We start from the raw sequence: 25,228 nt of genomic DNA on the forward strand, positions 1-25,228 counted from the left end.
TCTATCGCCCGTAGTAGAGCATGACCGTGTGCTTGGCCTCGGCGAAGAACAGCCAGCGCTCGACCAGCATGCCGGCGAACTGGACGATCGCGGCCAGCGCCGAGAACGCCGTCGCGAAGGGCCAAGGCAGCGCGAAGGTGACGATCAGCAGCAGGATGGGCAAAGCGAAGGCCAGTATTTGCGTGATCCGGCGCAGCTTCGCGCTGTGCTTGCGCGCGATGCGAAAGCCCATTTCCTTGAGCAGGTAGTTTTCTTCTGTATGCGGCCATTCCAGGGATTGCACCGTGCCACCGGTCAGCCCCGTCGCGGTGTTGGCGTTGGTCGGGATTTCAAGCCGGTCGTTGTGGCGCCAGGTCGCCAGCTTCCAGCCCCAGCCGAGCAAGATGAGCAGCGCGGAAGCCGTCAGAAGCATTTTCGAGTCGAGAGAAAATGCTTGCAGCACAGCGTTCAGAAGCACGCTGCCGCTCATCGCCGAGTAGATGAGATAGCCGGGCAAGGTGTAGGGGCTGTGCCACTGGGCGATGGGTTTCAGCGAGGCATAGATCATGCCGGTCATGCAGACGGTGACGATGGCGCCAATCGCGGCAAGAAGTCCGGCAGCAGCGACGCATCCATCGACCCGGCCAAGAAGGACCCAGCCGATGCCGAACAGTCCCGCCGGGACGAAGGTGGTTACCGAGGCAACGCCCTCGCGTGACAGCCATGAACTGCGCCATTGCGAGAACGCCCGCCAGGCACGTTCGGGCCTGCCGAGATGACCGGTCGATGACAACAGGCCGGCGGCGATCAGGCCGAGCGCCAGTCCCATGCCGACGAAGCCCGGCCAGAAATCGGGTGCGATGAAGCCGAGCGGACCGAGCACGCCGAGCAGCGCGAGCAGCCCATAGCCGGCACCCGTGGCGGTGGTGAAGAAGACGACCGAAAAAGCTGGATGCATGGATGGTCAGCTTGAAAGCATGCGGTCGACCCAGCCAAGGAAACCGCCCTCGGCCCGTACCGGCTCCAGCGCGGGAGCGGCCACCGATGCGGCGCGTTGCGTGTGAGCGCGCGGCGGCAGGTATTTGTTGGTCGGGCGATAGCCGAGTTCCGGCATCAGGTCGACACCGCCCCGCTCCGCCACCAGTTCCGAAACAGGGGATTGGGGATCGCCGAGGTCGCCGAAATGCCGGGCGCTGGTCGGGCAGGCGGCGACGCAGGCCGGCACGCGGTCTCCTTCGGCCAGGTTGTCGTTGTAGATGCGGTCGACGCAGAGCGTGCATTTCTTCATCACGCCGACATCCGTGTCGAATTCGCGCGCGCCGTAGGGGCAGGCCCAGCTGCACAGTTTGCAGCCGATGCACTTGTCCTCATCGATCAGTACGATGCCATCGGAGGCCCGCTTGTAGGAGGCGCCCGTCGGGCAGACGGTGACGCAGGCCGGCGTCTCGCAATGCAGGCAGGAGCGCGGGAAGTTCACAGTGCGCCCCCCCATCTCGGTGATGTGCTCGTAACTGTGTACGCGGTTGAACCAGACCCCGTCGACATGGCCGCCATAGGGGTCGATGTCGGTCAGCGGCGCCATGTGACCGCCGGTATTCCACTCCTTGCAGGCGGTGACGCAGGCCTGGCAACCGACACAGGTGTCGAGGTCGATGACGAGGCCAAGCTTCTTGCCGCCTGGATGTGGAAGACAGGTCATTCGCCCGCCTCTCTTGCCTGCCGGAACCCGGTGCCGAAAGTGAGCTTGTCCGGCGAGGATCCGAAATGCGGTGGCTGATGAAAACGCTCGAATTGCGGTTCGGTGAAGCCGATCTCTTCGGCCCTGCATTTCACGATGCGGACGCGCAGATCGAACCACGCAGCTTGTCCCGTGACCGGATCGGAATTCGAATAGCGTTTGCCGCTGACGTCAGCAGAAGTCTGGTCACCGATAATGTGGTTGAGCAGGAAGCCGCGATTGCTCTCGGCGGCATCGTCCTTCAGCCCCCAGCTGCCGCGCCTTTTGCCGATCGCATTCCAGGTCCAGACCGTGCTCTCGTTCACTCCGTCGACCAGCTTGATCTGCCCCTTCACCTTGCCGTTGATGCTCTCGATCCACACCCAGTCGTCGTCGGCGAGGCCGAGGCCGGCCGCGGTCCGGTGATGTACGAACAGCCGGTTCTGGCTGGTGATCTGCCGCAACCACGCGTTTTGCGAACCCCAGGAATGGTACATGTGCATGGGCCGCTGCGTCAGCGCGTGCAGCGGATATTTTCCAAGGTCGACGGCCGCTTCCTCGAATGGCATGTACCAGAACGGCAGCGGGTCCATGTAGGTCTCGACGCGCTCGCGTTCGCTCTCGGGCGGCACCACCAGGCCATGACCGCGCGCGGCCAGCCGAAAACGCTGTATCGGTTCGGAATAGAGCTGGAAGATGATCGGCTCGGCCTTCGGGATGAAGCCCAGTTGCACCGCGAAATCGAGATAGGAGCGGTTGGCCATCTTATAGTAGCGCTGGTCGTCGGTGAAGTCGTGGTGCCAGAAACCGCCATTGTCGATGTAACGTTGCAACTGGTTGGGGTTGACTTCGCCCTTGCCGATCGAGGTTTCATCCTTGCCGCGCCAGCCGGCGAGCGGGCCGATGCCGGGCGTGCGTTCATGATTGACGATGTAGTCGGCGTAGTCGCGGTACTTCGCCGAGCCATCGTTTTCGACGAAGCCGGGCAAGCCAAGCCGCGCGCCGAGTTCGATCAGCACCGACTGGAACGGCCTGACGTCGCGGTCGGGCTCGACGACCGGATGGCGGATGGCGTCGCCCGGCCCGTCGGCATGGCTGATCGGCCGGTCGAGCAGGCTGATACAGTCATGACGCTCGAGATAGGTGGTGTCGGGCAGGACGAGGTCCGCGAACGGCACGGTCTCGGAGTAGTAGGCGTCGGAATAGATGATGAAGGGGATCCTGTAGTTGCCCGCTTCATCATGATCGGTGAGCATGGCCATGGTCTCGACCGTGTTCATCGAGGAATTCCAGGCCATGTTCGACATGTACATCATCAGCGTGTCGATCGGGTAAGGATCGCCGGCCCAGGCGTTGCGGATGACGGTGTGCATCAGGCCATGCGCCGCAAGCGGCGAATCCCAGGAATAGGCTTTGTCGATGCGCAGCGGCGTGCCCGCTTCGTCGACCAGCAGATCATCGGGCCCGCAAACGAAACCGAGCGGCATGCCGTCGAGCGGCGTCATCGGCCTCACGTCCTTGCCGCACGGCTTCGGACCCGGCGGGGCGGATCTGGGGTAGGGCGGCTTGAAGCGGAAGCCGCCCGGCACGTCCACCGTACCCAGCAGAACCTGCAGCAGGTGGATGGCGCGGCAGGTATGAAAGCCGTTGGAATGGGCCGAGATGCCGCGCATCGCGTGCATCGAAACGGGGCGTCCCTTGATCGTCTCATGCCGGCGCCCCGCCCAGTCGGTCCACGCGACCGGCAATTCGATTGCCTGTTCGAAGGCGACGTGGGCCAGTTCGGCCGCGATCCGGCGGATCGTTCCGGCGGAGACGCCGCAACGCTCCGCGACCGCATCGGGTGCGTAGCTCTCGTCGAGATAGCGGTCTGCAATGAGCTGGAACACCGGCACGCAGTAGCGGCCATCGACATCGCAGCTGCCGGTCAGTGCCGGTTTGGCGTCGGCATCGGTGGCGTTCACCGTACGCTTCGCCACTCTGTCCCATGCCAGCGGATTGCCGTCGCTGTCGCGCACGAACAGCCCGTCATCGGCCGCACCCGGCTCCTGGATAACCAGGACATGCGCGTTGGTGTAGCGCAGCAAATAATCGAGATCGACGCGGCCGGCTTTCAAGAGTTCGTGGATCAGCGCGAACACGAACAGGCCGTCCGTGCCGGGCCGGATGCCGATCCAGTCGTCGGCGATCGCATTGTAGCCGGTCCGGCACGGATTGATCGAGACCACCTTGGCGCCGCGCGCCTTGAGCTTGCCCAGCCCGATCTTGATCGGGTTGGAATCATGGTCCTCGGCGACGCCGAACAGCATGAAGTATTTCGTGTTGTCCCAATCGGGCTCGCCGAACTCCCAGAACGAGCCGCCGATCGTGTAAAGGCCTCCGGCCGCCATGTTCACCGAACAAAAGCCGCCATGGGCGGCGAAGTTCGGCGTGCCGAACTGGCTCGCCCACCAGCCTGTCAAGGATTGCGACTGGTCACGCCCGGTGAAGAAGGCGAGTTTTTTAGGATCGGTGCGGCGGATATCCGACAGCCGCCCGGTGACGATCGAGAAGGCTTCCTCCCATTCGATCTCGCGGAACTCGCCCGAGCCGCGTGGGCCGATGCGCAGCAATGGCTTCTTCAGTCTGGCCGGGCTGTAGTGCTGCATGATGCCGGAGCTGCCCTTGCCGCAGATCACGCCGCGATTGACCGGATGATCCTTGTTGCCGTTGATGTAGCGGACCTTGCCGTCCTTGATATGCACGTCGATGCCGCAGCGGCAGGCACACATGTAGCAGGTCGTCTTGGCGATGCTGTCGGAAACGTCAGGCGAGGTGTCGACGCCATCGCCCTCATCGGGCGCGCGCGTGTCGGCAAGCTGGCGTTGCGAGGGGGCTGAATTGGCGCCGCGCGGCGGTCCTTGCATCATCATCCCGTGCTGCTCGCGCAGCCGGCGGATTTGGCTCGCGTCTTCGGCCCGGGGCCGCGCATGTAATGCTCTTCCGGGTGGTATTGATCACCGGCCAACCGCCGTCGGATGCCGCGGGTCCAATGCGCAAGCAGGGATCTGAACCGCCCGATCATTTTATCCTTCGCGATCCATTGGCGAATTTTTTCTAACTTCTTCCGAAAAAGTAGAATAAAGCTATCGATCCGTCTAATCAGTTGTTCTTGTAAATTCGATCGATATTGGTTCTTAATGCGCGCATGACCCTGGATCAGTTGCGCATTTTCGTCGCCGTCGCCGAGCGCGGCCACATGACCAAGGCGGCCGAACTCCTGGGCATTTCCCAATCGGCCGCGTCGGCGGCTATTCGCGCGCTGGAAGAGCAGCATGGCGTCCATCTGTTCAACCGCGTCGGCCGCAACATCGAGCTGGCCCAGACCGGCCACCGGTTCCTGCCCGAGGCCAAGGCCGTGCTGGAGCGGGCCGCTGCCGCCCGCAATGTGCTGGAACATGTTTCGCAGACGGTCGCCGGCAGCCTCTCTATCGCCGCCAGCCTGACCATCGCCAGCTACTGGCTGCCGCGCCGGCTGGCCTCCTTCCACGAGGCGCATCCGGCCGTCAGGCTTAGCGTCACCATCGGCAACACAAGGCAGGTCGAGGCCAGCGTGCTCGATGGAACCGCCGATCTCGGCCTGGTCGAAGGGCGCACCGAATCCGACATATTGCGCCGCGCCAAAGTCGATACCGACCGGTTGATGCTGGTCGTTGCCAGCTCTCATCCCAAGATCGTCGAAATCGCGCCGGGCCGCCCCGACATCACCGGCCTGCGCTGGATCATCCGCGAGGGCGGCTCCGGCACGCGCGAGGTGCTGGAGGATCTGGCGCGCCGCGAGGGGATTTCGCTTGCCGACCTCAGGATATTCCTGGTGCTGCCCAGCAACGAGGCGGTTCGTCAGGCCGTCGAGGCCGGCGCCGGCGCGACCATCATTTCGGAGCTCGTCGTCGGGCGCGCGGTCGCCGAGGGGAGCCTGAGAGCCGTGCCGATCGAATTGCCGAAGCGCGACTTCGCCATGATCACCCATCGCGACCGTCAGGCAAGCCTGGCCCAGATGGCGCTGAAGGCGCATCTGGCTGCGGAGATGAACGGGTCAGGGTAGGGTCAGCCGAACTTCCTCTGCGCGTCGAGCGCCAGGCCAAGCCCGACCGATCCGAACATGTCGCCGTCGATGACGGAAGCCTGCGGCACCAGCGACAGGATTTCCCGCCTTGCCAGCGGGATCGCCGTCGATCCGCCGGTCAGGAACACCGCGGTGATGTCGGACGGCTTGACTCCGGCGTCGCGGATGGTCTGCGCCACCGTTTCGGTGACCCGCTCGATATCCCGGGCGATCGTGGCCTCCAGTCCGTCGCGCGTGATTTCCGCGGCGAAACTCGCGTCCGGCAGCTTCACCGCCACGTCCGCCGATGACCTGTCGGTCAGCTCTATCTTGGCTTTCTCGACCAGCGCCGCCAGCGCGTGCCCGTAGCGGTGCTCGACGATATGGATGAAGCGGTCGACCAGATCGGCGCGCGCGGCCTCGTAGCGGATCTGGCGCAGATGCGTCATCGCCTTGGCGGTGTAGACCAGGTTGATGCGCTGCCATGTGGCGAGATCGATGAAGTAGCTGGCCGGCAGATTGCGTTTGCCGTCCTTGGTCGCGGAGAGATAGCCGAGCTGCGGCATGACATGGGCGATGCTCAGCAGCCGGTCGAAATCGGTGCCGCCGATATGGATGCCGCGGCTGGCCAGGATGTCGTCCTTGCGGTCGATCGATCGCGAGCGCTCCGGCGAGACCCGCACGATCGAGAAGTCCGACGTGCCGCCGCCCATGTCGATGATCAGCGCCAGTTCCTCGCGCGTCACCTTCTGCTCGTAGTCGAGCGCCGCCGCGATCGGCTCGAACTGGAAGGCGATATGCTTGAAGCCCTGGGCACGGGCAGCCTTCTCGAGTTCGCCTTGCGCCTCCGCGTCGGCTTGCGCATCGTCATCGACGAACTGCACCGGGCGGCCGAGCACCACGCTCTCCACCACGCCGCCGGCGTCCGCCTCCAGCCGCGTCCTCAGATGACCGATGAACAGGCCGATAATGTCGATGAAGCCGATCTGGCGCGCCTTGATACGCGTCTTCTCGTGGGCGAGCGAACTGCCGAGCACGCTCTTTAACGAGCGCATCAGGCGGCCTTCGATACTGTCGGTATAATCGCCGATCGCGCGACGGCCGAAATAGGTGTGGCCGTCCTCCAAGTTGAAGAACACCGCACTTGGCAGAGTGGGTTGTTCGCCCTCCAGCGCGACCAGCCGCGCCTTGCCGTTCCGGATCACGCCCACCGTGGAATTGGACGTGCCGAAGTCGATGCCGCCGAATGCCTGATGCATTGCAGCCTCCTGTCATTGTTTCACGGCGGCAAAACAGCGGCGGCGCATCGCGCTGTCATCCGGGACCGCTCTTGCGAATTGTATGTGCGTGTTTGCCCCTGGGCTGGGAGGCGGCGGTTTATCGCATGGCGGGAAAAAGGGGAACCCCTCTTTTCCCGCAGCATCAATCTTTGCGGAACACCAGCCGACCGAGCCAGCCCGTCACCATGGCCAGCGATATGGCGAACACGCCGTAGAGGAACGAATAGTCGTGGGCGACGCGGAAGATCGATTGTTCGAAGCCTGATTTGCGGATTTCGAGTTGCGCCGAACTCTCCTTCACGAAGAGGCCGCTCTTGAATAGGAACGCGCGCGCCTTGTGCGTGCCGACCGGCACATTAGGCGCCAGCCTGACGGTGGCGCGAAACAGGTTCTGCGACAGGAATTGCACGCCGCCGACATTCTCGCTGTAGAGGCCGGCGGCGGCCTTGCGCTCGCGCAGTGCCGCCGTGAATTCCTCGATCGTCGCCGGGCTGTCACCGGCATCGGCGGGCTGCATATAGAGGTTGGAGGCGCCGAGCGACAGTTGCTTGTAGCTGTTGGGTTCGGTGATGTCCTGCAACGGCCGCGTCGTCGCCACCGAATAAGACACCGGCACGTTCTCGAAGGTCTCGGAATCCAGATTGACCCAGACGCCCAGCACCCGGTCCTTGCGGCGCACTACCACCGGTTTTGGTGGCCCTTCGAGCACGACGATGACGTCGTAACGGCCCTGGCGTGCCACCAGCGGGTCGGGATTTTCCAGCGAACCGAAAATGGTCAGGTCGGCGCCGGAAAAACCGGCGGTGATCGACACGGTGTCGGTGGAGAGGCCGATCTGGATACCTTCCGTCAGCGGCGTCTGCGCCTTCGCCGGCGCCGCGGCGGTCAGGGACAGGAGAGCGACGGTTGCGAACGCTTTCAGGCCATTCATCAGTTGAGGCCCGCGCCGGACAGCGAATAAAGGTTGGGCGGCGTGACGAACAGATCGGTTGCGAGCCGGATCGCCACCGCCAGCACCAGCAGCGCCAGCAGGGCTCTCAATTGCTCGCCACGCAGCCGCTGGCCGGCCTTGGCGCCATATTGTGCCCCGGCCACGCCGCCGGCCATCAAGAGGAAGGCCAGCATCACATCGACGGTCTGGTTGGTGGTGGCGTGAACCAGCGTCGTGTAGGCGGAGGTGAAGATGATCTGGAACAGCGAGGTGCCGATGACGACGTTGGTCGGCACTTTCAAGAGATAGATCAGCGCCGGCACCATGATGAAGCCGCCGCCGACGCCCATGATCGACGACAGGAAGCCGATGCCGGCGCCAAGCCCGAGCACCGGAATGACGCTGACGAACAGTTTCGACGCGCGGAAGCGCATCTTCAGCGGCAAACGGTGGATCCAGTTGTGCTGGCCGGATTTCTTCAACACCGGTGCCGCCCCGCTGCGCGTGGCGCGCAGCGCGTTGATGCTTTCGACCAGCATCAGCCCGCCGACGCTGCCGAGCAGCACGACGTAGAGCAGCGAGATGAACAGGTCGAGCTGGCCGAGCCTGCGCAGGAAGCCGAACACGTAGATGCCGGCGGTGGACCCGACGATGCCGCCGGCCAGGAGCACGCCGCCGAGCTTGAAGTCGAGCGTGCCTCGCTTCATGTGCGAAAGGACGCCGGAGACGGAAGAAGCGATGACTTGGTTGGCGCCGGTGGCGACCGCGATCGCCGGGGGGATGTTGTAGAAGATCAAGAGCGGTGTGATGAGGAAGCCGCCACCCACCCCGAACATGCCCGACAGAAAGCCCACCGCGGCGCCCATGGCCAGCAGCACGAAGACGTTGACGGAAATTTCCGCGATCGGGAGATAGATGCCCACCCGTCAGTCTCGATCAGTTTGCCTGTCGGCGAATAAAGCCGTTTCGGACAGTATCGCATCGAAAAGCCAATTTTCTCTTGCGACGACGCGGCAGCGGGATCAAATCCCGCCACCGCGCCGAAACAAAAAGACAACTCAATCAGTTAACAGGCAAATATATGGCAAGGGCGTCGTGGAAACGACGCTTCTGCCGTTATTTGCGCGCCAGCAATGCCTTGACCAGTTTCTCGTCGACCGCGCCGGTCGCCGGCAGCTTGTTGGCGGTCTGGAAAGCGATGATGGCGTTCTTGGTCTTCCCGCCCATCACGCCGTCGGCGCCGCCGGCGTCATAGCCGTTCTTGTTGAGGATGAGCTGGATGTTCTTGACCGCCTTCTTCATGTCGATGCCGGCGGTCGTCTGCGGCGTGCCTTCCTGCCAGGATTCAGGAATGTCCACCGAATTGGCTGTCGCGTTGAGCGGCTTGGCCTTCCACAATTCGGTCGCGGCGCGCGCCCGCTCGAGCTGCTCGGGCCGCAGCGCATTCGCGATCTCGTCGCGCTTGGCCGCGGCATCCTTATCGCCGGTCTTGGCGACGAGCGCGAACCATTTGTAGGATTCTTCCAGGTTCTGCTTCATGCCGACGCCCTTGGCGGCGAGGATGCCGAGATTGAACTGGCTGTCCTTGACGCCGAGGTCGGCGGCCTCCTGGAACCAGTGCGCGGCCGATTGATTGTCGGTCACGCCATCGGCGGCCATGGCGAACAGCACGGCCAGATTGTGCATGGCGCTGGCGTTGCCCTGCGCGGCGGCGAGTTGGTACCAGGTCTTCGACTTCTTGATGTCGCGCGCGACGCCGATGCCCTTCTCGTAGAAATTGCCGATGCGGTATTCGGCCGGCGCGAAGCCGAGTTCCGCCGACTTCTCATACCATCTGGCGGCCACAGCCATGTCTTCCTTGACGCCGCGCGACTCGGCGTAGCGCGAGCCGACCTCGAACAGTGCCTTGGCGTCGCCACCGGCGGCGGCGTCACGCAAGGCGGCCGGGCCGGCATCTGCCGGGATGTCGAACTTGGTCGTGGCTGTCGCTGCCGCCTTGTCCATGGGCGCAACGGCGCCAGTCGTGTCGTTGGCCGTTGCCTCGGTCGCGACTGGCGTAGCAGGGGCCGGTTGGGCATCGGCATCTGCCTGCGTACCGCCGGCGATGGCGGCGGGTGCCGGATCCGTCATGGTAGGAGCAGCGGTCATCGGAGCAACAGGCGCCTGCGCGGCCAAAGCCATCGCCTCGGGAGCGGCTGTGCTCGGGCCGGAAGCCATGGCCGACGCGACCGATGCCGGAGCGGCCCCGGCGGCAGGTGCGGTATCCGGCATCGCGTCTGTATCAGACGGCGTGGCCATGACGGTCTGCGCCGCCATGTCGTCCTTGCTTGCCGGCGCGGATTGTTCCGCCTGCCTGACGGCAGGGGCCGGCGCGCTGTCTGTCGTCGCCGGCTGGACTTCGGTCTTCGGCTGGCTGGCGGTATCGACAGATGCCGTCTTCACCGGCTGCGAGGCGACGATCGGGGCCGTGTCGTTATTTGCCACCTGGGCGGCGGGATCCGAAAGAAACGCCTTGCCGAGCTGCAGGCCGGCAAGCGCCAGCATGATCGCTGCCGCAGCCATCAGGATCGGCTTGCGCCGCGCCTTGAGCAGGTCGCCTATCCTGAGCGCCTTGACCGGGCCTTTCATCGTCGACTGGCGCTTCAGGGCGTCGGCTTCGGCCGCGGCCGCCTGCGCCGCGCGCCGGGCAGCGGCGATGAAATCCGATTTCGCCGCGTCGCTGTCGCCGGGCTTTGCCGGTTGTCCGCGCTCGTCGCGCACGCGCTTCATGATGGCATTGAGGTCGGGCGCGCCGGAGCCGGGCTCCAGCGGGCGGTTGGCGACTTTCGGGTCGAGCGGCTCGTCGAGATCGACACTCGGGATATCGACGCTCGGCGCCGAGCCGGCCAGCGGCGGAACATCCGCCGCCTTCTTGCCCTTGAAGGCGCGCGCCAGGCCGCCGAACATCGACTTGCGGCCAGCAGGCTGGCCCTCTCCGGCGGTGGCGTCGGAACCGAGTGCGGCCATCGCGGCGGCGGCTGCTGCTTCCGCGGGCGAGCGCGCGCCCGGCCGGGCAGACAAGCCCGTTTCAACGTGCGGTGCCGGCTCGCCGGGCTCGGCGCGCAATATGGCCGCGGCACGCGCGTCCAGATCGGCCATGCCGGTCAGCGGCTGCGGCTCGTCCATCGTCATCGACGGTGCGTTCACGGCCATCTTGGGCCGCCGTGCGCCCCGCCAACCACTCGGTTCGATCGGAGCCGCGTCGAGGAGTTCGCTTACCGCTTCGGACGGGTCGCTGGTTTCCAGCGAACCCAGCCTGTCGACGATCTTGAGCAATGTATCGTGAATGGCCTCGAAGGTGCGCGAATTGCGCTCGTCGGAACGCCGCGTCAATGTCTCCAGCGTCTTCAGGTCCTGGGCGAGGCCAGATACCGCGGCCGTATTGGTGCTCGTTCCGGCCAGCGAGCGCACCGCGTTCTCAGCCGCCTCGCGTGCGGCGCCGAGGATGGAATCGCGGGTCCCGGCCAGCGCTTTTTCGATTTCGTTGAGCCGCGGGCTGATGTCCTCGAAATCCGGCAGCGGCGTGCTCGGCTTGGAAAGATGCGCAGACAGGCCGGCGACCTGCGCCTCCAGGCTGCGGATCAGCGCCGGATCGATGCCGGCGACTTGGGCCGCCGAAGCGTCCAGGCGGCTTGAAATATCCTCGAGCCTGCTTTCCAGCCCGCGGATCGCCGCCTCGCCGGCGGGATCGGGAGCGCGCGTTTCCATGCGCTTGGCCAGTGCGGTGAAGCGGGCGTCGATGGCGTCCATGATGCCGGCGCTGTCGACCTGCGCCATGCTGCGCTGATCCAGCCGGTCGGCAACCTCGTCCAGCCGGCGCTCGAGATCGCGAAACAGCATGTTGCCCTGTTCGATGGCGTCGCCCTGGCGACGCTCCATCATGCCGGACAGCACGTCGAAACGCTGCTCAAGCCCCTGGAAGATGTAGTCGGCGTCGGGCATGGCCGGCGCCTGATCGATCTTGTCGGCGATCAGCGCGATCTGCTTTGCGAGCCGTTCCATCGCCTGCTCGGGCAGGTTGGCGCGGCCGGCGAGGTCATCGACCCGGCTCGACAGCGTGTTCAACCGGTCGACCACGACATTGCCGGGACGGTCCTGCGCCACTTCCTCGATCTGCTGGGCGAGCGAGTCGATCCGCTTCTCGATGCGCTCGAAGGCTTCGTGGTCGATTGAATTCGCCTGTGCGGCGACTGTCGAGGCTACGATGGCGCGGGAAATCTCGTCCAGCCGCTCGTCGATCATGGCCAGCGTGCCGCCGCCGCGATTGTCCTGCTGGTTGGCGAAATGGTCGACCGCCCCAGCCAGTGTGCGGACCTTTTCCTCCAGCGAACGCAGCGACAGCGATTCCGGCAGGTTGTTGACGGCGTTGCTGATCTGCTCCAGCCGATCGGTCAGGGCCGCAAGGGCGGGATCGTCGGAGCGCTTGCGCTGATCGGCGTCGACGCGGTCCTCGAAGGCAGTCCAGCGGCGATCGAAATCGTCCCAGCGGCGGTCGACCTTCTGCACGCTCTCCTCGCGCGCCAGCGTGTCGAGCGCGGCCTTGACCTGCTCGAGTTCCAGTCGCAGCAGGTTGACGCTCCTGTCGTCACTCTTCTCCGACAGCGATTTGATGGCGCCGGACAGCCGCTCGAATTCCACGCCGAGTTCGGCGCTGCCCTTGCCTGTCGCGCCGGGCTTGGCGTTCGCCTGGAAGGCGCGGTCGATGTCCTTGCGCAGCGCGTCGAATTCGCGCTGCAGGCCTGAAGTCACCTGGTGGCGCAGTTCCTCGCGCATGCCGCGCAGCTCGCCCGCGATCTTGCCGACCATGGCGACGCTGTCTTCCTGGCCGCGCACGCGGTCGATGTCGCGCGCGATTGCCTGGTAATTCTGGTCGAAGGCAGGCGAGGGCGCCGGGTTGTGCGCACGCGGTGCCGGCTGCGGATCCTCATACCAGCGCTGCTGGGCCGTCGGCTGCGCGGCGGGATAACGCGGTTCCGCGGCGGGGTAACGCGGGTCGGCGCCATATTGGCGAGGAACGGGCCGTGCCGTCGCGTCCTCACGCGTCTGCCCCAGGCGCTGTTCCAGGGTCTCCAGCGAGCGGTTCAGCTGCTCGAGCGTTGTCTGCGGCTTGCGCTGCCTGCCGGCATTGAGTGTATCGAGATAGGACCGCTTGCTGTTCATCGGTGCGTCCGTCTTTCAGATTGGCCGGCTTGCGACCAGCTCCCCAAGTCCCTGCCGGAACGAGGCGACCGCGCTTCCATGCCACGGTGGAAGACAAGCTTCCCGGGTTTCACCCGCGCTCCGAAAAACCGTGAAAATTCGATACAGGATAACCACGGATAGCCGACACGCGCACATTTCGCCCAACGTGGTAAACAACGCGTTAACCAAGCTTAAGAAGTTGCAAGGAAGTTGGCTGTCGCGATTTCCGGTGCGGCATAAGGCACCGTTCTCAGAACGCCCTTGCGTCATGAGGCGGCTATCGGTATAGAATTGACGTAAACGTAAATGGCGCATCAACTGTGCTGTTTGCGATTTGTTTGTTGAAACCACGGCTGGAAGCACGCCCCCGCTTCCAGTCAGGCGACGCATGGTCCGGGACCGCGACGCCACCAGACGGGGAAGCCAGTGACCATGAAACTTATCTCGGCCGGCGAGACCGCGGCCAATACCAATAATGCATCCGTAGAAGTCGGCGAGGATCTCTCCCGCATCGGCGAAATGGCCAAAAAGTATGGCGTGACGCTGCGCACGCTGCGCTTCTATGAAGACAAAGGCCTGCTCCACCCGCAGCGCGACGGTTCGACCCGTCTCTATACGCGCCGCGACAAGGCCAGGCTGAAGCTGATCCTGCTCGGCCGAAAGGTTGGGTTCTCGCTGCGCGACGTCAAGCAGATGATGGACCTCTACGATCCGACCGGTTCCAACACCAAGCAGTTGCGGTTGGCGCTGGACAAGTCGGAGAAGCAGCTCGCTCGCCTGCAGAAGCAGCGGGCACTGATCGACGACGCCATCAATGAGCTCGGCGGCTCGATGTCGGCGGTGCGCCAGATGTTGGCCGAGCGTTCGACGCCGCAGGCGAGCGTCGCGAGCTAAGCCACTCTCCGACACTGTCGGACTTTCACCATCAAAGCCGCGTGGCCATGCTGCGCGGCTTTTCGCTGTCATGGCCTGCTGTTTCGCGCTGGCTTGCGCAATGCCGCAACGCCAGGCTCCGCGCGCGTGGCGACGGAATCTTGTCGCATCGAAAATATTGACGTTTACGCAAACGTCAATGTTTGCTATTGCCACTTCGACATTGGCCCGCTTGCCGCGCACGGCTTGATTTCGGGGCCTTTATCCGCATGGTGGAGGAAAGCATGCCGATTTACAGGGCCCCGGTCCAGGACACGCTGTTCGTGCTCAACGAGGTGCTGGGCTATCAGCGCTATTCGAACCTTGCCGGATTCGCCGACGCAACGCCCGACATACTGGAGGCAATTCTCGCCGAAGGGGCCAAGCTCGCCGAGAACGTCATGCATCCGCTCAACCGTGTCGGCGACATGGAAGGCTGCGTGCGCCACGACGACGGCTCGGTGACCACGCCCAGGGGCTTCAAGGAAGCGTTCGACCAGTATCGCGAAGGCGGCTGGATGGGCCTGGCGGCTCCGGTCGAGTTCGGCGGCCAGGGCCTGCCCTATGCCGTGCACACGGCGGTGGCCGAATACATGGTGTCGGCCAACATGTCGTTGATGATGTATCCCGGCCTGACCCAGGGTGCGATCGCGGCCATCATCACCCACGGCACCGACGAGCAGAAGGCGACCTGGCTGCCCAGGATGGTCGAGGGCACCTGGACCGGCACCATGAACCTGACCGAGCCGCATTGCGGCACCGATCTCGGCTTGCTGCGCACCAAGGCAGTGCCGAACGGCGATGGCACCTACAAGATTTCAGGCCAGAAGATTTTCATCTCGGCCGGTGAGCACGACATGTCGGACAACATCGTCCATCTGGTGCTGGCCCGTATCGAAGGCGCCCCCGAAGGCGTCAAGGGAATCTCGCTGTTCATCGTGCCGAAGTTCAAGCTCGATGCGTCGGGCAATCCGGGGACAAGGAACACCGTTTCCTGCGGTTCCATCGAGGAGAAGATGGGCATCCACGGCAATTCGACCTGCGTCATGAACTATGACGAGGCTGAAGGCACGCTGCTGGGCGAGGCCAATGGCGGCCTGAAGGCGATGTTCACGATGATGAACGAGGCGCGGCTCGGCGTCGGCCTGCAGGGGCTGTCGCTGTCGGAGATCGCCTACCAGAACGCCGTCGCCTACGCCAAGGACCGTTTGCAGGGCCGCTCGCTGTCGGGCCCTAAGTCGCCGGAGAAGAAGGCCGACCCGATCATCGTCCATCCCGACATCCGCCGCTCGCTGATGACCATGAAGGCGTTCAACGAGGCCGGCCGTGCCCTGGCGCTATGGACCGCGATCAAGTCCGATATCGCGCACCGCTCCGCCGACGACAAGGACCGCCAGGCGGCCGACGACTACACCGGCCTGATGACGCCGGTGGTCAAGGGCGTGCTGACCGACAAGGGGTTCGACCACGCCGTGATGGCGCAGCAGGTGTTCGGCGGCCACGGCTACATCGAAGAGCACGGCATGAGCCAGTTCGTGCGCGATGCCCGCATTGCCATGATCTATGAAGGCGCCAATGGCATCCAGGCGCTCGACCTCGTCGGCCGCAAGCTCGGCTTGAACGGCGGCCGCGCCATACAGGCCTTCTTCAAGGAGGTCGGCGAATTCTGCGAGGAAAACCGCGCGGACGAGAAGATGGCGCCGTTTACCAAGGGTCTGAAGAAGGGCCTCAACGATTTGCAGGCGGCGACCATGTGGCTGCTGCAGAACGGCATGGCCAAGCCCGACAATGCCGGTGCGGCCTCGACCGACTACATGCATCTCTTCGGCCTCGTGGCGCTGGGTTACATGTGGGCGCGGATGGCCAAGGCGGCACAGGGCAAGACCGGCGCCAACGGTTCCCACTCTTTCCTTGAAAACAAGGGGGCGTTCTATGACAACAAGGTCGTGACGGCGCGCTTCTTCATGGAACGGATCATGCCGGAGACCTCGGCCCACCTCGCCCGTATTTCTAGTGGCGCCGATACGCTGATGGCCCTGCCGGCGGAAGCGTTCTAAACTCAACCTCGCTGGTCTGTCTGTCTGTCTGTCTGTCGATACGCGGAGGAAATCGTGGCGACAAATCCCGCCGAAGTGCTCTCTTTGCCGAAGCCAGCCTGGGCGGCCGACGAGGTCGGCATGCTCTACGACATGGCTATCCGTTTCATGTCGGAGGAGATCGCACCGCGCTACGACGAGTTCGAAAACAACGAGATGGTCGACCGCGAAAGCTGGCTGAAGGCAGGTTCCGCCGGCCTGCTCTGCGCCTCGATGCCGGAGGAATATGGCGGCTCGGGCGGCACCTTCGCGCATGAGAGTGCCATCATCGAGGCGATCGGCCATGTCGGCGTCGACGGTTTCGGCATCGGCCTGCACAATTCGATCGTCGCGCCCTACATCCTCCATTACGGTTCGGAAGAGCAGAAGAAGAAATGGTTGCCCAGGCTCGCCACCGGCGAACTGATCGGCGCCATTGCCATGACGGAGCCCGGCGCCGGTTCCGACCTGCAAGGTGTCAAGACGCGTGCCGAGAAGGATGGCAACCAGTACAAGATCAATGGCTCCAAGACCTTCATCACCAACGGCCAGCTGGCGAACTTCATCATCGTCGTCACCAAGACCGATCCGGAGAAGGGCGCCAAGGGCACCTCGCTGATCGTTATTGAGACCGATGAGGTCGAAGGCTTCCAGCGCGGCCGCAACCTCGACAAGATCGGGCTGAAGGCCAACGACACGTCGGAGCTGTTCTTTAACGACGTGCGTGTGCAGACCTCCAACCTGCTCGGCCATGAAGAGGGACAGGGCTTCGTCCAGCTGATGCAGCAATTGCCGCAGGAACGATTGCAGATCGGCACCGGGGCGATTGCCATGATCGAGCGGGCGCTGGCGTTGACCATCGACTACGTCAAGGAGCGCAGGGCCTTCGGCAAGGCGATCATCGACTTCCAGAACACCCAGTTCAAGCTGGCTGAATTGAAGACAGAGGCCACCATCGGCCGTGTCTTCTACAATGACTGCGTCACCCGCCACATCAATGGCGGGCTGGATCCGGTAACGGCCTCGATGGCCAAGTACTGGCTCTCCGACCTGCAAGGTAAAGTCGTCGACGAATGCCTTCAATTGCACGGCGGCTATGGCTACATGAATGAATATCCGATCGCCCGCATGTTCCGCGACGCCCGCGTCCAGCGCATCTACGGCGGCACCAACGAGATCATGAAATTGCTGATCGGACGCTCGCTCTGAGCAGCTCTCTTCAGCGAACCCAAGGAGCATGAAAATGGCCGAAGCTTATGTCTATGACGCCGTTCGCACGCCGCGCGGCAAGGGCAAGAAGGACGGATCGCTGCACGAGGTGCCGGCGGTGCGGCTCGCCGCCAGGACGCTCGAGGCACTGCGCGACCGCAACGGGCTGGACACCGGCACGGTCGACGACATCATCTTCGGCTGCGTCGACCCGGTCGGCGAGGCGGGCTCCGTCATTCCCCGTGCCGCCGCTTTCGAGGCTGGCTACGACACCAAGGCACCCGGCATGCAGATCTCGCGCTTCTGCGCCTCCGGATTGGACGCCATCAATTTCGGCGCCGCCAAGATCGCGCAGGGCGCCGATGAAATCGTCATCGCCGGCGGCGTCGAATCGATGTCGCGCGTCGGCATGGGCATGTCCGGCGGCGCCTGGTTCATGGATCCTTCGGTCGGCCTGCCCGGCTGGTTCGTGCCGCAAGGCATTTCGGCCGACCTGATAGCCACCAAATACGGCTTCTCGCGCGACGACGTCGACGCCTACGCGGTCGAGAGCCAGAAGCGCGCCGCAAGATCCTGGGCTGATGGCCGCTTCAAGAACTCGGTCATACCGATCAAGGACCAGAATGGACTGACCATTCTCGACCATGACGAGCATATGCGGCCGTCGACCGACATGCAGTCGCTCGCCTCGCTCAATCCGTCCTTTGTCATGCCCGGCGAAATGGGCGGCTTCGACGCGGTGGCGGTGCAGAAGCATCCCGAGGTCGAGGAGGTCAACCACGTCCATCACGCCGGCAACTCGTCCGGCATTGTCGATGGCGCGGCGGCCGTGCTGCTTGGCTCGAAGAAGGCCGGTAAGGCGATGGGCCTCAAGCCCCGCGCCCGCATCCGCACCTTCGCCAACATCGGCTCCGAGCCGGTGCTGATGCTGACCGGCCCGGTCGACGTCACCGAGAAACTGTTGAGGCGTGCCAAGATGAAGCTGTCGGACATCGACCTGTTCGAGCTCAACGAGGCCTTCGCCTCGGTGGTGCTGCGCTACATGCAGGCTTTCGAGATCCCGCACGACAAGATCAACGTCAATGGCGGCGCCATCGCCATGGGCCATCCGCTCGGGGCCACCGGCGCGATGATCTTCGGCACGGTGCTGGACGAACTCGAGCGCCGCGACTTGAACACCGCGCTGGTGACACTGTGCATCGGTGCCGGCATGGGTACCGCAACCATCATCGAACGCGTCTGACGGGGAGAGAACGATGAGCTACGCCAATTTCACCCTCGACATCGACGCCGATGGCATCGCGCTGGTCACCTGGAACAGCCCGGACCGCTCGATGAACGTCTTCACCGAAGAGGTGATGCGCGAGTTGAACGCCATCGTGGACAAGGTGGCCGGCGATGCCGCCATCAAAGGCGCGGTGATCACCTCCGGCAAGGACACTTTCTCCGGTGGCGCCGACATCACCTTGCTGCAGAGGATGCTGACCAGCTTCGCCACTGACAAGGTCAGGGATGTCGAGAAAGCGACCAGGGCGCTGTTCGACAATGCCGGCATCATGACCGGCCTGTTCCGCAAGCTGGAAACCTGCGGCAAGCCATGGGTCTCGGCGATCAACGGCACATGCATGGGCGGCGCCTTCGAAATGTCGCTCGCCTGCCATGGCCGCGTCGCCGCCGACTCCGACAAGGTCAAGATGGCGCTCCCCGAGGTCAAGATCGGCATCTTCCCCGGTGCCGGCGGCACCCAGCGCGTGCCGCGGCTGACCGACCAGCAACAGGCGTTGCAGATGCTGACCTCCGGCCAGACCCTGTCGCCGCAGAAGGCGAAGGCGATGGGCCTGATCCACGAGATCGCCGAACCGGCGAAGCTGATCGAGACCGCGAAGGCGATGATCAGGAACGGCCTCAAGCCGGTGGCGCCGTGGGACGAGAAGGGTTTCAAGCTGCCCGGCGGGCCGATCTATTCGGCGGCCGGCGCCAATCTGTGGCCGCCGGCCATCGCCATCCTGCGCCGCGAGACCCATGGCAATTACCCGGCCGCCGCCGCGATCCTGAAATGCGTCTATGAAGGCCTGCTGGTGCCCTTCGACACCGCGCTTAGGATCGAGCAGCGCTATTTCACCGAGATCATGCAGAGCAAGGAGGCGGCGGCGATGATCCGCTCGCTGTTCGTGTCGCTGCAGGAGCTGAACAAGGGCGCGCGCCGCCCGGCCGGCGTGCCGGACACCAGGTTCAAGAAGATCGGTATCCTCGGCGCCGGCTTCATGGGCGCGGGCATCGCCTATGTCACCGCCAAGGCCGGCATTCCGGTGGTGCTGCTCGACCGGGATATGGAGGCGGCCGCAAAGGGCAAGGCGCATTCCGACAGCCTGATCTCGGATCAGGTCAAGAAGGGTCGCGCCAGGCCCGAGGAGAAGGACAAGCTCCTGTCGCTGATCACGCCGACGGCAGACTATGCAGACCTCGCCGGCTGCGATCTCGTGGTGGAAGCCGTGTTCGAGGATTCCGCCGTCAAGAAGAACGCCACCGAACAGGCGGAGGCCGTGCTGAAGTCGTCGGCGATCTTTGCCTCCAACACCTCGACCATTCCGATCACCGGCCTGGCCAAGAATTCGGCGCGGCCGAAGAATTTCATCGGCATCCACTTCTTCTCACCGGTCGACAAGATGATGCTGGTCGAGATCATCCTCGGCAAGAAGACCGGCGACAAGGCGCTGGCGACCGCGATCGACTTCGTGCGCGCCATCAAGAAGACGCCGATCGTCGTCAACGACACGCGCGGCTTCTATGTCAACCGCTGCGTCCTGCGCTACATGTCGGAAGCCTACAAGATGCTGATCGAAGGCGTGCCCGCGCCGATGATCGAGAACGCGGCGAAGGCCGCCGGCATGCCGGTCGGTCCCTTGGCGCTGACCGACGAGACGGCCATCGACCTCGCCCAGAGGATCATGAAGCAGACCATCAGGGATCTCGGCGACAAGGCCGTCGACCCCAGGCAGATGGCGCTGATCAACACCATGGTCGACGACCACGGCCGCTTCGGCCGCAAGAACGGCAAGGGTTTTTACGACTATCCGGCCAAGCCCGCGAAGAAGAAGCTGTGGCCGGGGTTGAAGGACCTCTATCCGCAGCTCGCGGCCGAGAAGGTCGACTATGAGGAGCTGCAGCAGCGCCTGCTGGTCACCATCGCGCTCGAAGCGGCACGCGTGATGGAAGAGGGTATCGTCACCGACCCGCGCGAGGCCGATGTCGGCTCGATCCTTGCCTTCGGCTTCGCACCCTATACCGGTGGCGCGCTGTCCTACATTGACGGGATCGGCGCCAAGCAATTCCTCAAGATCGCCAAGGGCCTGCAGAAGAAGTATGGCGCCGAGTTCAAGGCGCCCAAGCTGCTCATCGACATGGCCGAGAAAGGTAAGACCTTCTACGAACGCTTCGATCCCCATGCGAAGGGCGATGTGAAGCAGGCAGCCTGACATAGCGTCATGTACGTCTGGGCGCGCATGGCGCGCATGCTGGCCACGGCGCGCAGGCGTGGTCCCTATCTCATAGGCGGCGAAGGCCGGCTGGCCTTTCGCTGCCTGCCGACCGACATCGACTTCAACATCCATCTCAACAATGCGCGCTACATGATGCTGGCCGACCTTGGCCGCATCGATCTGTTTGTCCGTGCCGGTCTCATCACGCTGGCGAGGAAGAATGGCTGGGCGCCGATGATGGGCGGGTTGCAGGCCGTCTACGCCCGCGAGATCCGGCTGTGGCGCCGCTTCGAAGTGGTGTCCTCGATCGAGACCTGGGAAGGCACCCAGGTCATCGGCAAGCACCGCTTCGTCCTCGACGATGGCGAGACGGCCGCCCTGATCCTGACGACGGCCGGCGTCTATGACCGCCAGGCGCGCCGCTTCCTCGACATTGACGAGGTAGTCGCCGCACTTGGCCGTGCGGTGAACCCGCGGCCACCGACCGAGGCAGAACGCATCTTCATGACGTCGCACCAGGGACTGCGCGGCCTGGCCAAACGGACCTGATCAACCCGTCGGCGGCCAGGGTTCGATCGACTTTCCCAAGCCAGGCGCGGATGGTACATTAGGTATCGCTAACATGGAGTTGGCGGAGGATTAATCATCATGCGTATGATGCTGAGAGTTTCCATCCCGGCCGAGGAAGGCAACAAAGCGATCAAGGACGGCAGCATGGGCAAGTTCATCGAGCACACCCTGTCCGATCTCAAGCCGGAGGCTGCTTATTTTACCGCTGACGGTGGTTGGCGGACGGCCTACCTTTTCCTAGAGGTAAAGGACAGTTCGGATATGCCCTATGTCGCCGAGCGGTTCTTCTTCGCCTTCAATGCCACCGTCGATTTGATCCCGGTGATGAACGTCGACGAGCTCAAGAAGGGTTTGCCGAGGGCGATGGCGGCATTGGCCGGATAGCGGCTTCGGCCATGACACTGTGCCGTCGTTGCGGCACACAGCTTTGTTCGTGATCCACCGGCCGCGCTGGTGGACAACGCAGCGGTTGCGCGTTAGACAGGGAGAGGCATTTTTTCCTGTTTCGAAGGAGAGCACGTCATGCTCTCGCACGACCGCGTCTGGGCTGCCATCGATGCTCTTGCCGAGCGCTATTCGCTTTCGGCTTCGGGTCTGGCAAGGCGCGCGGGACTTGATTCGACCGCCTTCAACAAATCGAAACGCCTCTCGTCCGACGGCCGGCCGCGCTGGCCTTCGACCGAATCGCTGGCCAAGATCATCGAGGCCACGGGCGCTTCGCTGGACGAATTCACGGGACTGATCGAAGGCCGGGGCGCATCGCCGGCCAGCCGGCGCGCCGTGCCGTTGCTCGGCTTTGCCCAGGCAGGCGCCGGCGGCTTCTTCGACGATGCCGGCTTTCCCGCCGGGCAGGGCTGGGATCTCGTCGAATTGCCTGCGCAATCGACCGAGAGTTCCTATGCGCTGCAGGTGCAAGGGGATTCCATGCTGCCGCTCTACCGCAACGGTGACGTGCTCATCGTCGAGCCGGGCGCCGCCACCCGCAAGGGCGATCGCGTCGTCGTCAAGACCACATCAGGCGAGGTGATGGCCAAGGTGCTCGAACGCCAGACCGTCAAGTCGATCGAGCTGGTCTCGCTCAATCCGGAGCATCCGGATCGCGACATCCCCATGCGCGAGGTCGAATGGGTGGCGCGGATCGTCTGGGCAAGCCAATAGGTGCAGCGGGTGCGACTTCCTCATCTTGTCCTGGCGGTTCTGATGGTTCCGATAATGGCGGCGCTGGTCGTTGCCGGCGGACGCACGCTGAAAGGCAGCGCAAGCACTGTTGCGGTGGATCAGATCGATCCCGGCGCCGATACGATCCCGCGGGCTGACACCGGGACGGTACCAGAAGAACCTGCCACCTCAGCCATAGCTGCTCCGCAGCCGCCAAAACCCGCAGCGCATTCGCGGGCGATCGATCCGCAGGTCGTCGCGCCGCCGGAATTGCCCGCCGGAGAGCTCGAGCGGGTCGAGCCGCGCGAGCCGTTGAGCAAGCTGGCGCTCGCCGTGCCGCCCAAGCCGAAGATGCCCGACGACTGGAACGGCACAAAGCTGTTCCAGCCGGTCGCCCCGGCCGCCGGCCTGATCGAGGCGAAAGGCTATTCGGTCGCCGTTTCCGGCATCGATGTCGTCGGGCAGGACGAGACCTGCACCACCGATGGCAAATCCTGGCCGTGCGGTGTCCGTGCCCGCACGGCGTTCCGCGCCTTCCTGCGCGGTCGCGCCGTGGTCTGCACGGTGCCGCCGGAAGGTGGTCGCGCCCGGATCGCGGCGGAGTGCCGGATCGGCAAGCAGGATGTCGGTCAATGGCTGGTCGAAAACGGCTGGGCGCGCGCCGCCAAGGGCGGGCCCTATGTGGAAGCGGGTGACAAAGCACAAAGCGCGAAGAAAGGCATTTTCGGATCGGCGCCGAACCTTGCCGGCATCTCAGCGGCGCCGGGCGCACCCGCCCCAGCGCCTCAGGCGCCGGGTTCGATCCTGGAAGAGGACCACGGCGTCCTCAAGCCAGCTGACCAGCCAACGCCTTCTGAATGAGGGAGCGGGTCTCGGTGACGCCATAGAGGGCGGCGAAGGATCCGAAGCGTGGGCCGCGTTCCTGGCCGATCAGCACCTGATAGATCATCTGGAAGAAGGCGCCTGAAACGCCGGGGCCGCCTTCCGGGCTCTGCTTGGAATGATCCTGGTAGCGTTCGATCTTGCGCGCCACGTTGAGCGAAGCGTTCTGGATCGCCTCGCCGCTGGCGCCCGCCGGCAAGTCGCCAAGAGCCTTTTCGAGAGCCAGCAGCGCTTCGCGCTCGACCTCGTCGGCCGGTCGAAAGGTCTTCGTCGGCTTCACGAAATCGTCGAAATAGCGGATCGCATAGCCCGTCAGCCGGTCGAGCTCGGGATGGGTGGCAGGCGTCACGCCCTGCACGTGGCGCGAGATGAAGCCCCACAGCACATCCTTGTTCTGCGCATTGGAGGCGCTGACCAGGTTGAGCAGCAACGAGAAGGGCACCGGCATGTCGATGGCGGGCGGATTGCCGTCATGCATATGCCAGACCGGGTTGCCCAGCCGCTCCTTCCAGTCCTGACGCGAGTATGCGGCGAGGAAGGTGTAATATTCGTCCACGGCCCGCGGGATGACGTCGAAATAGAGCTTCTTGGCCTGCCGCGGCCGCTGGTACATGTAGAGCCCCAGGCTCTCGGTCGGCGCATAGGTCAGCCATTCGTCGATCGTCAGGCCATTGCCCTTCGACTTGGAGATCTTCTGGCCGTTCTCGTCGAGGAACAGCTCGTAGACGAAATGCTCCGGCGCCCGCCCGCCCAGGATGTTGCAGATGCGGTCATAGACCACCGCATTGGTCTGGTGATCCTTGCCGAACATCTCGAAGTCGACGCCGAGGGCCGCCCAGCGCATGCCGAAATCCGGCTTCCACTGCAGCTTCACCCTGCCGCCGGTGACCGGCAGCGTGGTTTCGGTGCCTTCATCGTCGAAGGTGATGGTGCCGGCCTTGGCGTCCACATGCTTCATGGGAACGTAGAGCACGCGCCCGCTCTTCGGCGAGATGGGCAGGAAGGGGCTGTAGGTCGCCTGCCGCTCCGGCCCAAGCGTCGGCAGCATGACCGCCATGATCTGGTCGTAGCGTTCGGCGGCGCGCAACAGCATCGCATCGAAACGGCCGGCCTTGTAGTACTGCGTCGCGCTGGCGAATTCGTAGTCGAAGCCGAACGTGTCGAGGAAGCGGCAGAGCATCGCATTGTTGTGGTCGGCGAAGCTCGCATAGTCGCCGTCAAACGGATTGGGCACCGACGACAGCGGCTTGTGCAGATACGGCTCGAGCGCTGCGCGATCCGGCACGCTGTCGGGTATCTTGCGCATGCCGTCCATGTCGTCCGAAAAACACAGCAGCTTGGTCGCGACCTTGTCCTGCGTCAGCACGCGGAACGCATGACGCACCATCGATGTGCGCGCCACTTCGCCGAACGTGCCGATATGCGGCAGGCCCGACGGCCCATAGCCGGTTTCGAACAGGATCGATTCTGGAAAGTCGGCGCCCTTGTAGCGTTCGATGATCTTTTTGGCTTCCTCGAACGGCCATGCCTTGCTCTCGACCGCGGCCGTCAGCAGTTCGGGATTGAGATCGATGATGTTTGATCCCGCCATGGTCCTGTTTTCCAAAATTATTCGCCGCTCTGGCTGCAAGTGTCGATTTTCAACCGGTCTCTAGGCGCGCGTGGCCGGAGCGTCAACGCGTGGGGCGCTTTTTCCTTGCGGCCTCGGGCTCACCTTCCTACCTTCGGAACC

At 64.1% G+C, this 25,228-nt stretch carries 18 protein-coding genes; 10 read left to right on the plus strand and 8 right to left on the minus strand.

Features of this window, described 5'->3' with window-relative positions:
- Position 1: 1 nt before the first annotated feature.
- The 3 genes from FJ960_RS19505 to FJ960_RS19515 are packed head-to-tail and all read right to left on the minus strand — an operon-like array spanning position 2 to position 4,605.
- On the minus strand, positions 2-937 hold the full coding sequence (locus FJ960_RS19505) for a DmsC/YnfH family molybdoenzyme membrane anchor subunit (protein ID WP_140716144.1): 936 nt from the start codon (positions 935-937) through the stop codon (positions 2-4).
- Positions 938-943: 6 nt separating this feature from the next.
- A complete protein-coding gene (locus FJ960_RS19510; protein ID WP_140716146.1) occupies positions 944-1,678 on the minus strand; it encodes a 4Fe-4S dicluster domain-containing protein in 735 nt (244 codons plus the stop codon).
- A complete protein-coding gene (locus FJ960_RS19515) occupies positions 1,675-4,605 on the minus strand; it encodes a molybdopterin oxidoreductase family protein (RefSeq protein ID WP_181174275.1) in 2,931 nt (976 codons plus the stop codon). The genes FJ960_RS19510 and FJ960_RS19515 overlap by 4 nt, the downstream gene beginning before the upstream one ends.
- Positions 4,606-4,883: 278 nt before the next feature.
- On the opposite strand from FJ960_RS19515, the gene FJ960_RS19525 reads away from it, so the two are divergent.
- Entirely contained in the window at positions 4,884-5,780 is an 897-nt protein-coding gene (locus FJ960_RS19525; protein WP_140507595.1) for a LysR family transcriptional regulator, read from the plus strand.
- Positions 5,781-5,782: 2 nt separating this feature from the next.
- On the opposite strand, the gene FJ960_RS19530 is transcribed toward FJ960_RS19525, so the two are convergent.
- The 4 genes from FJ960_RS19530 to FJ960_RS19545 form a co-directional block, all read right to left on the minus strand.
- The gene (locus FJ960_RS19530; RefSeq protein WP_140716150.1) at positions 5,783-7,039 is read right to left on the minus strand and encodes an Hsp70 family protein; all 1,257 of its coding nucleotides are present in this window, start codon (positions 7,037-7,039) and stop codon (positions 5,783-5,785) included.
- Between the two features lie 163 nt (positions 7,040-7,202).
- A complete protein-coding gene (locus tag FJ960_RS19535) occupies positions 7,203-7,991 on the minus strand; it encodes a TIGR02186 family protein (protein ID WP_140716153.1) in 789 nt (262 codons plus the stop codon).
- Positions 7,991-8,914, minus strand: coding sequence for a sulfite exporter TauE/SafE family protein (locus FJ960_RS19540; protein ID WP_140716155.1), 924 nt, complete (start codon positions 8,912-8,914; stop codon positions 7,991-7,993). The genes FJ960_RS19535 and FJ960_RS19540 overlap by 1 nt, the downstream gene beginning before the upstream one ends.
- 193 nt (positions 8,915-9,107) lie before the next feature.
- Positions 9,108-13,190 carry a peptidoglycan-binding protein gene (locus FJ960_RS19545; RefSeq protein WP_140716157.1) on the minus strand — a complete coding sequence of 1,361 codons (4,083 nt, stop codon included), beginning with the start codon at positions 13,188-13,190 and terminating at the stop codon, positions 9,108-9,110.
- 453 nt (positions 13,191-13,643) lie between these two features.
- Here FJ960_RS19545 and FJ960_RS19550 point away from each other — a divergent pair, with 453 nt between their 5' ends.
- The 9 genes from FJ960_RS19550 to FJ960_RS19590 all read left to right on the plus strand — a co-directional run bounded on the left by FJ960_RS19550 (position 13,644) and on the right by FJ960_RS19590 (position 23,475).
- Positions 13,644-14,105, plus strand: coding sequence for a MerR family DNA-binding transcriptional regulator (locus FJ960_RS19550; protein WP_140507737.1), 462 nt, complete (start codon positions 13,644-13,646; stop codon positions 14,103-14,105).
- 263 nt (positions 14,106-14,368) lie between these two features.
- Positions 14,369-16,180, plus strand: coding sequence for an acyl-CoA dehydrogenase (locus FJ960_RS19555; RefSeq protein WP_140716159.1), 1,812 nt, complete (start codon positions 14,369-14,371; stop codon positions 16,178-16,180).
- Positions 16,181-16,234: 54 nt separating this feature from the next.
- The gene (locus FJ960_RS19560; RefSeq protein WP_140716161.1) at positions 16,235-17,407 is read left to right on the plus strand and encodes an acyl-CoA dehydrogenase family protein; all 1,173 of its coding nucleotides are present in this window, start codon (positions 16,235-16,237) and stop codon (positions 17,405-17,407) included.
- A gap of 34 nt (positions 17,408-17,441) precedes the next feature.
- Entirely contained in the window at positions 17,442-18,650 is a 1,209-nt protein-coding gene (locus FJ960_RS19565; protein ID WP_140507584.1) for an acetyl-CoA C-acetyltransferase, read from the plus strand.
- A gap of 13 nt (positions 18,651-18,663) precedes the next feature.
- Positions 18,664-20,883, plus strand: a complete 2,220-nt coding sequence (locus tag FJ960_RS19570; RefSeq protein WP_140716163.1) for a 3-hydroxyacyl-CoA dehydrogenase NAD-binding domain-containing protein — start codon at positions 18,664-18,666, stop codon at positions 20,881-20,883.
- A 9-nt stretch (positions 20,884-20,892) separates the two neighbouring features.
- Positions 20,893-21,435, plus strand: a complete 543-nt coding sequence (locus FJ960_RS19575; RefSeq protein WP_140716165.1) for a thioesterase family protein — start codon at positions 20,893-20,895, stop codon at positions 21,433-21,435.
- A gap of 99 nt (positions 21,436-21,534) precedes the next feature.
- Positions 21,535-21,840, plus strand: a complete 306-nt coding sequence (locus tag FJ960_RS19580) for a hypothetical protein (RefSeq protein ID WP_140507581.1) — start codon at positions 21,535-21,537, stop codon at positions 21,838-21,840.
- A gap of 138 nt (positions 21,841-21,978) precedes the next feature.
- Complete coding sequence (locus FJ960_RS19585) at positions 21,979-22,614, plus strand: helix-turn-helix transcriptional regulator (RefSeq protein WP_140507580.1); 636 nt, start codon at positions 21,979-21,981, stop codon at positions 22,612-22,614.
- 9 nt (positions 22,615-22,623) lie between these two features.
- Positions 22,624-23,475, plus strand: coding sequence for a thermonuclease family protein (locus FJ960_RS19590; protein ID WP_348642362.1), 852 nt, complete (start codon positions 22,624-22,626; stop codon positions 23,473-23,475).
- On the opposite strand, the gene FJ960_RS19595 is transcribed toward FJ960_RS19590, so the two are convergent.
- Entirely contained in the window at positions 23,441-25,087 is a 1,647-nt protein-coding gene (locus FJ960_RS19595; protein ID WP_140507577.1) for a lysine--tRNA ligase, read from the minus strand. The two genes, FJ960_RS19590 and FJ960_RS19595, sit on opposite strands and share 35 nt — an antisense overlap.
- Positions 25,088-25,228: the final 141 nt, after the last annotated feature.

The sequence above is a fragment of the Mesorhizobium sp. B2-3-11 genome (assembly GCF_006442215.1).
Lineage (GTDB): Bacteria > Pseudomonadota > Alphaproteobacteria > Rhizobiales > Rhizobiaceae > Mesorhizobium > Mesorhizobium salmacidum.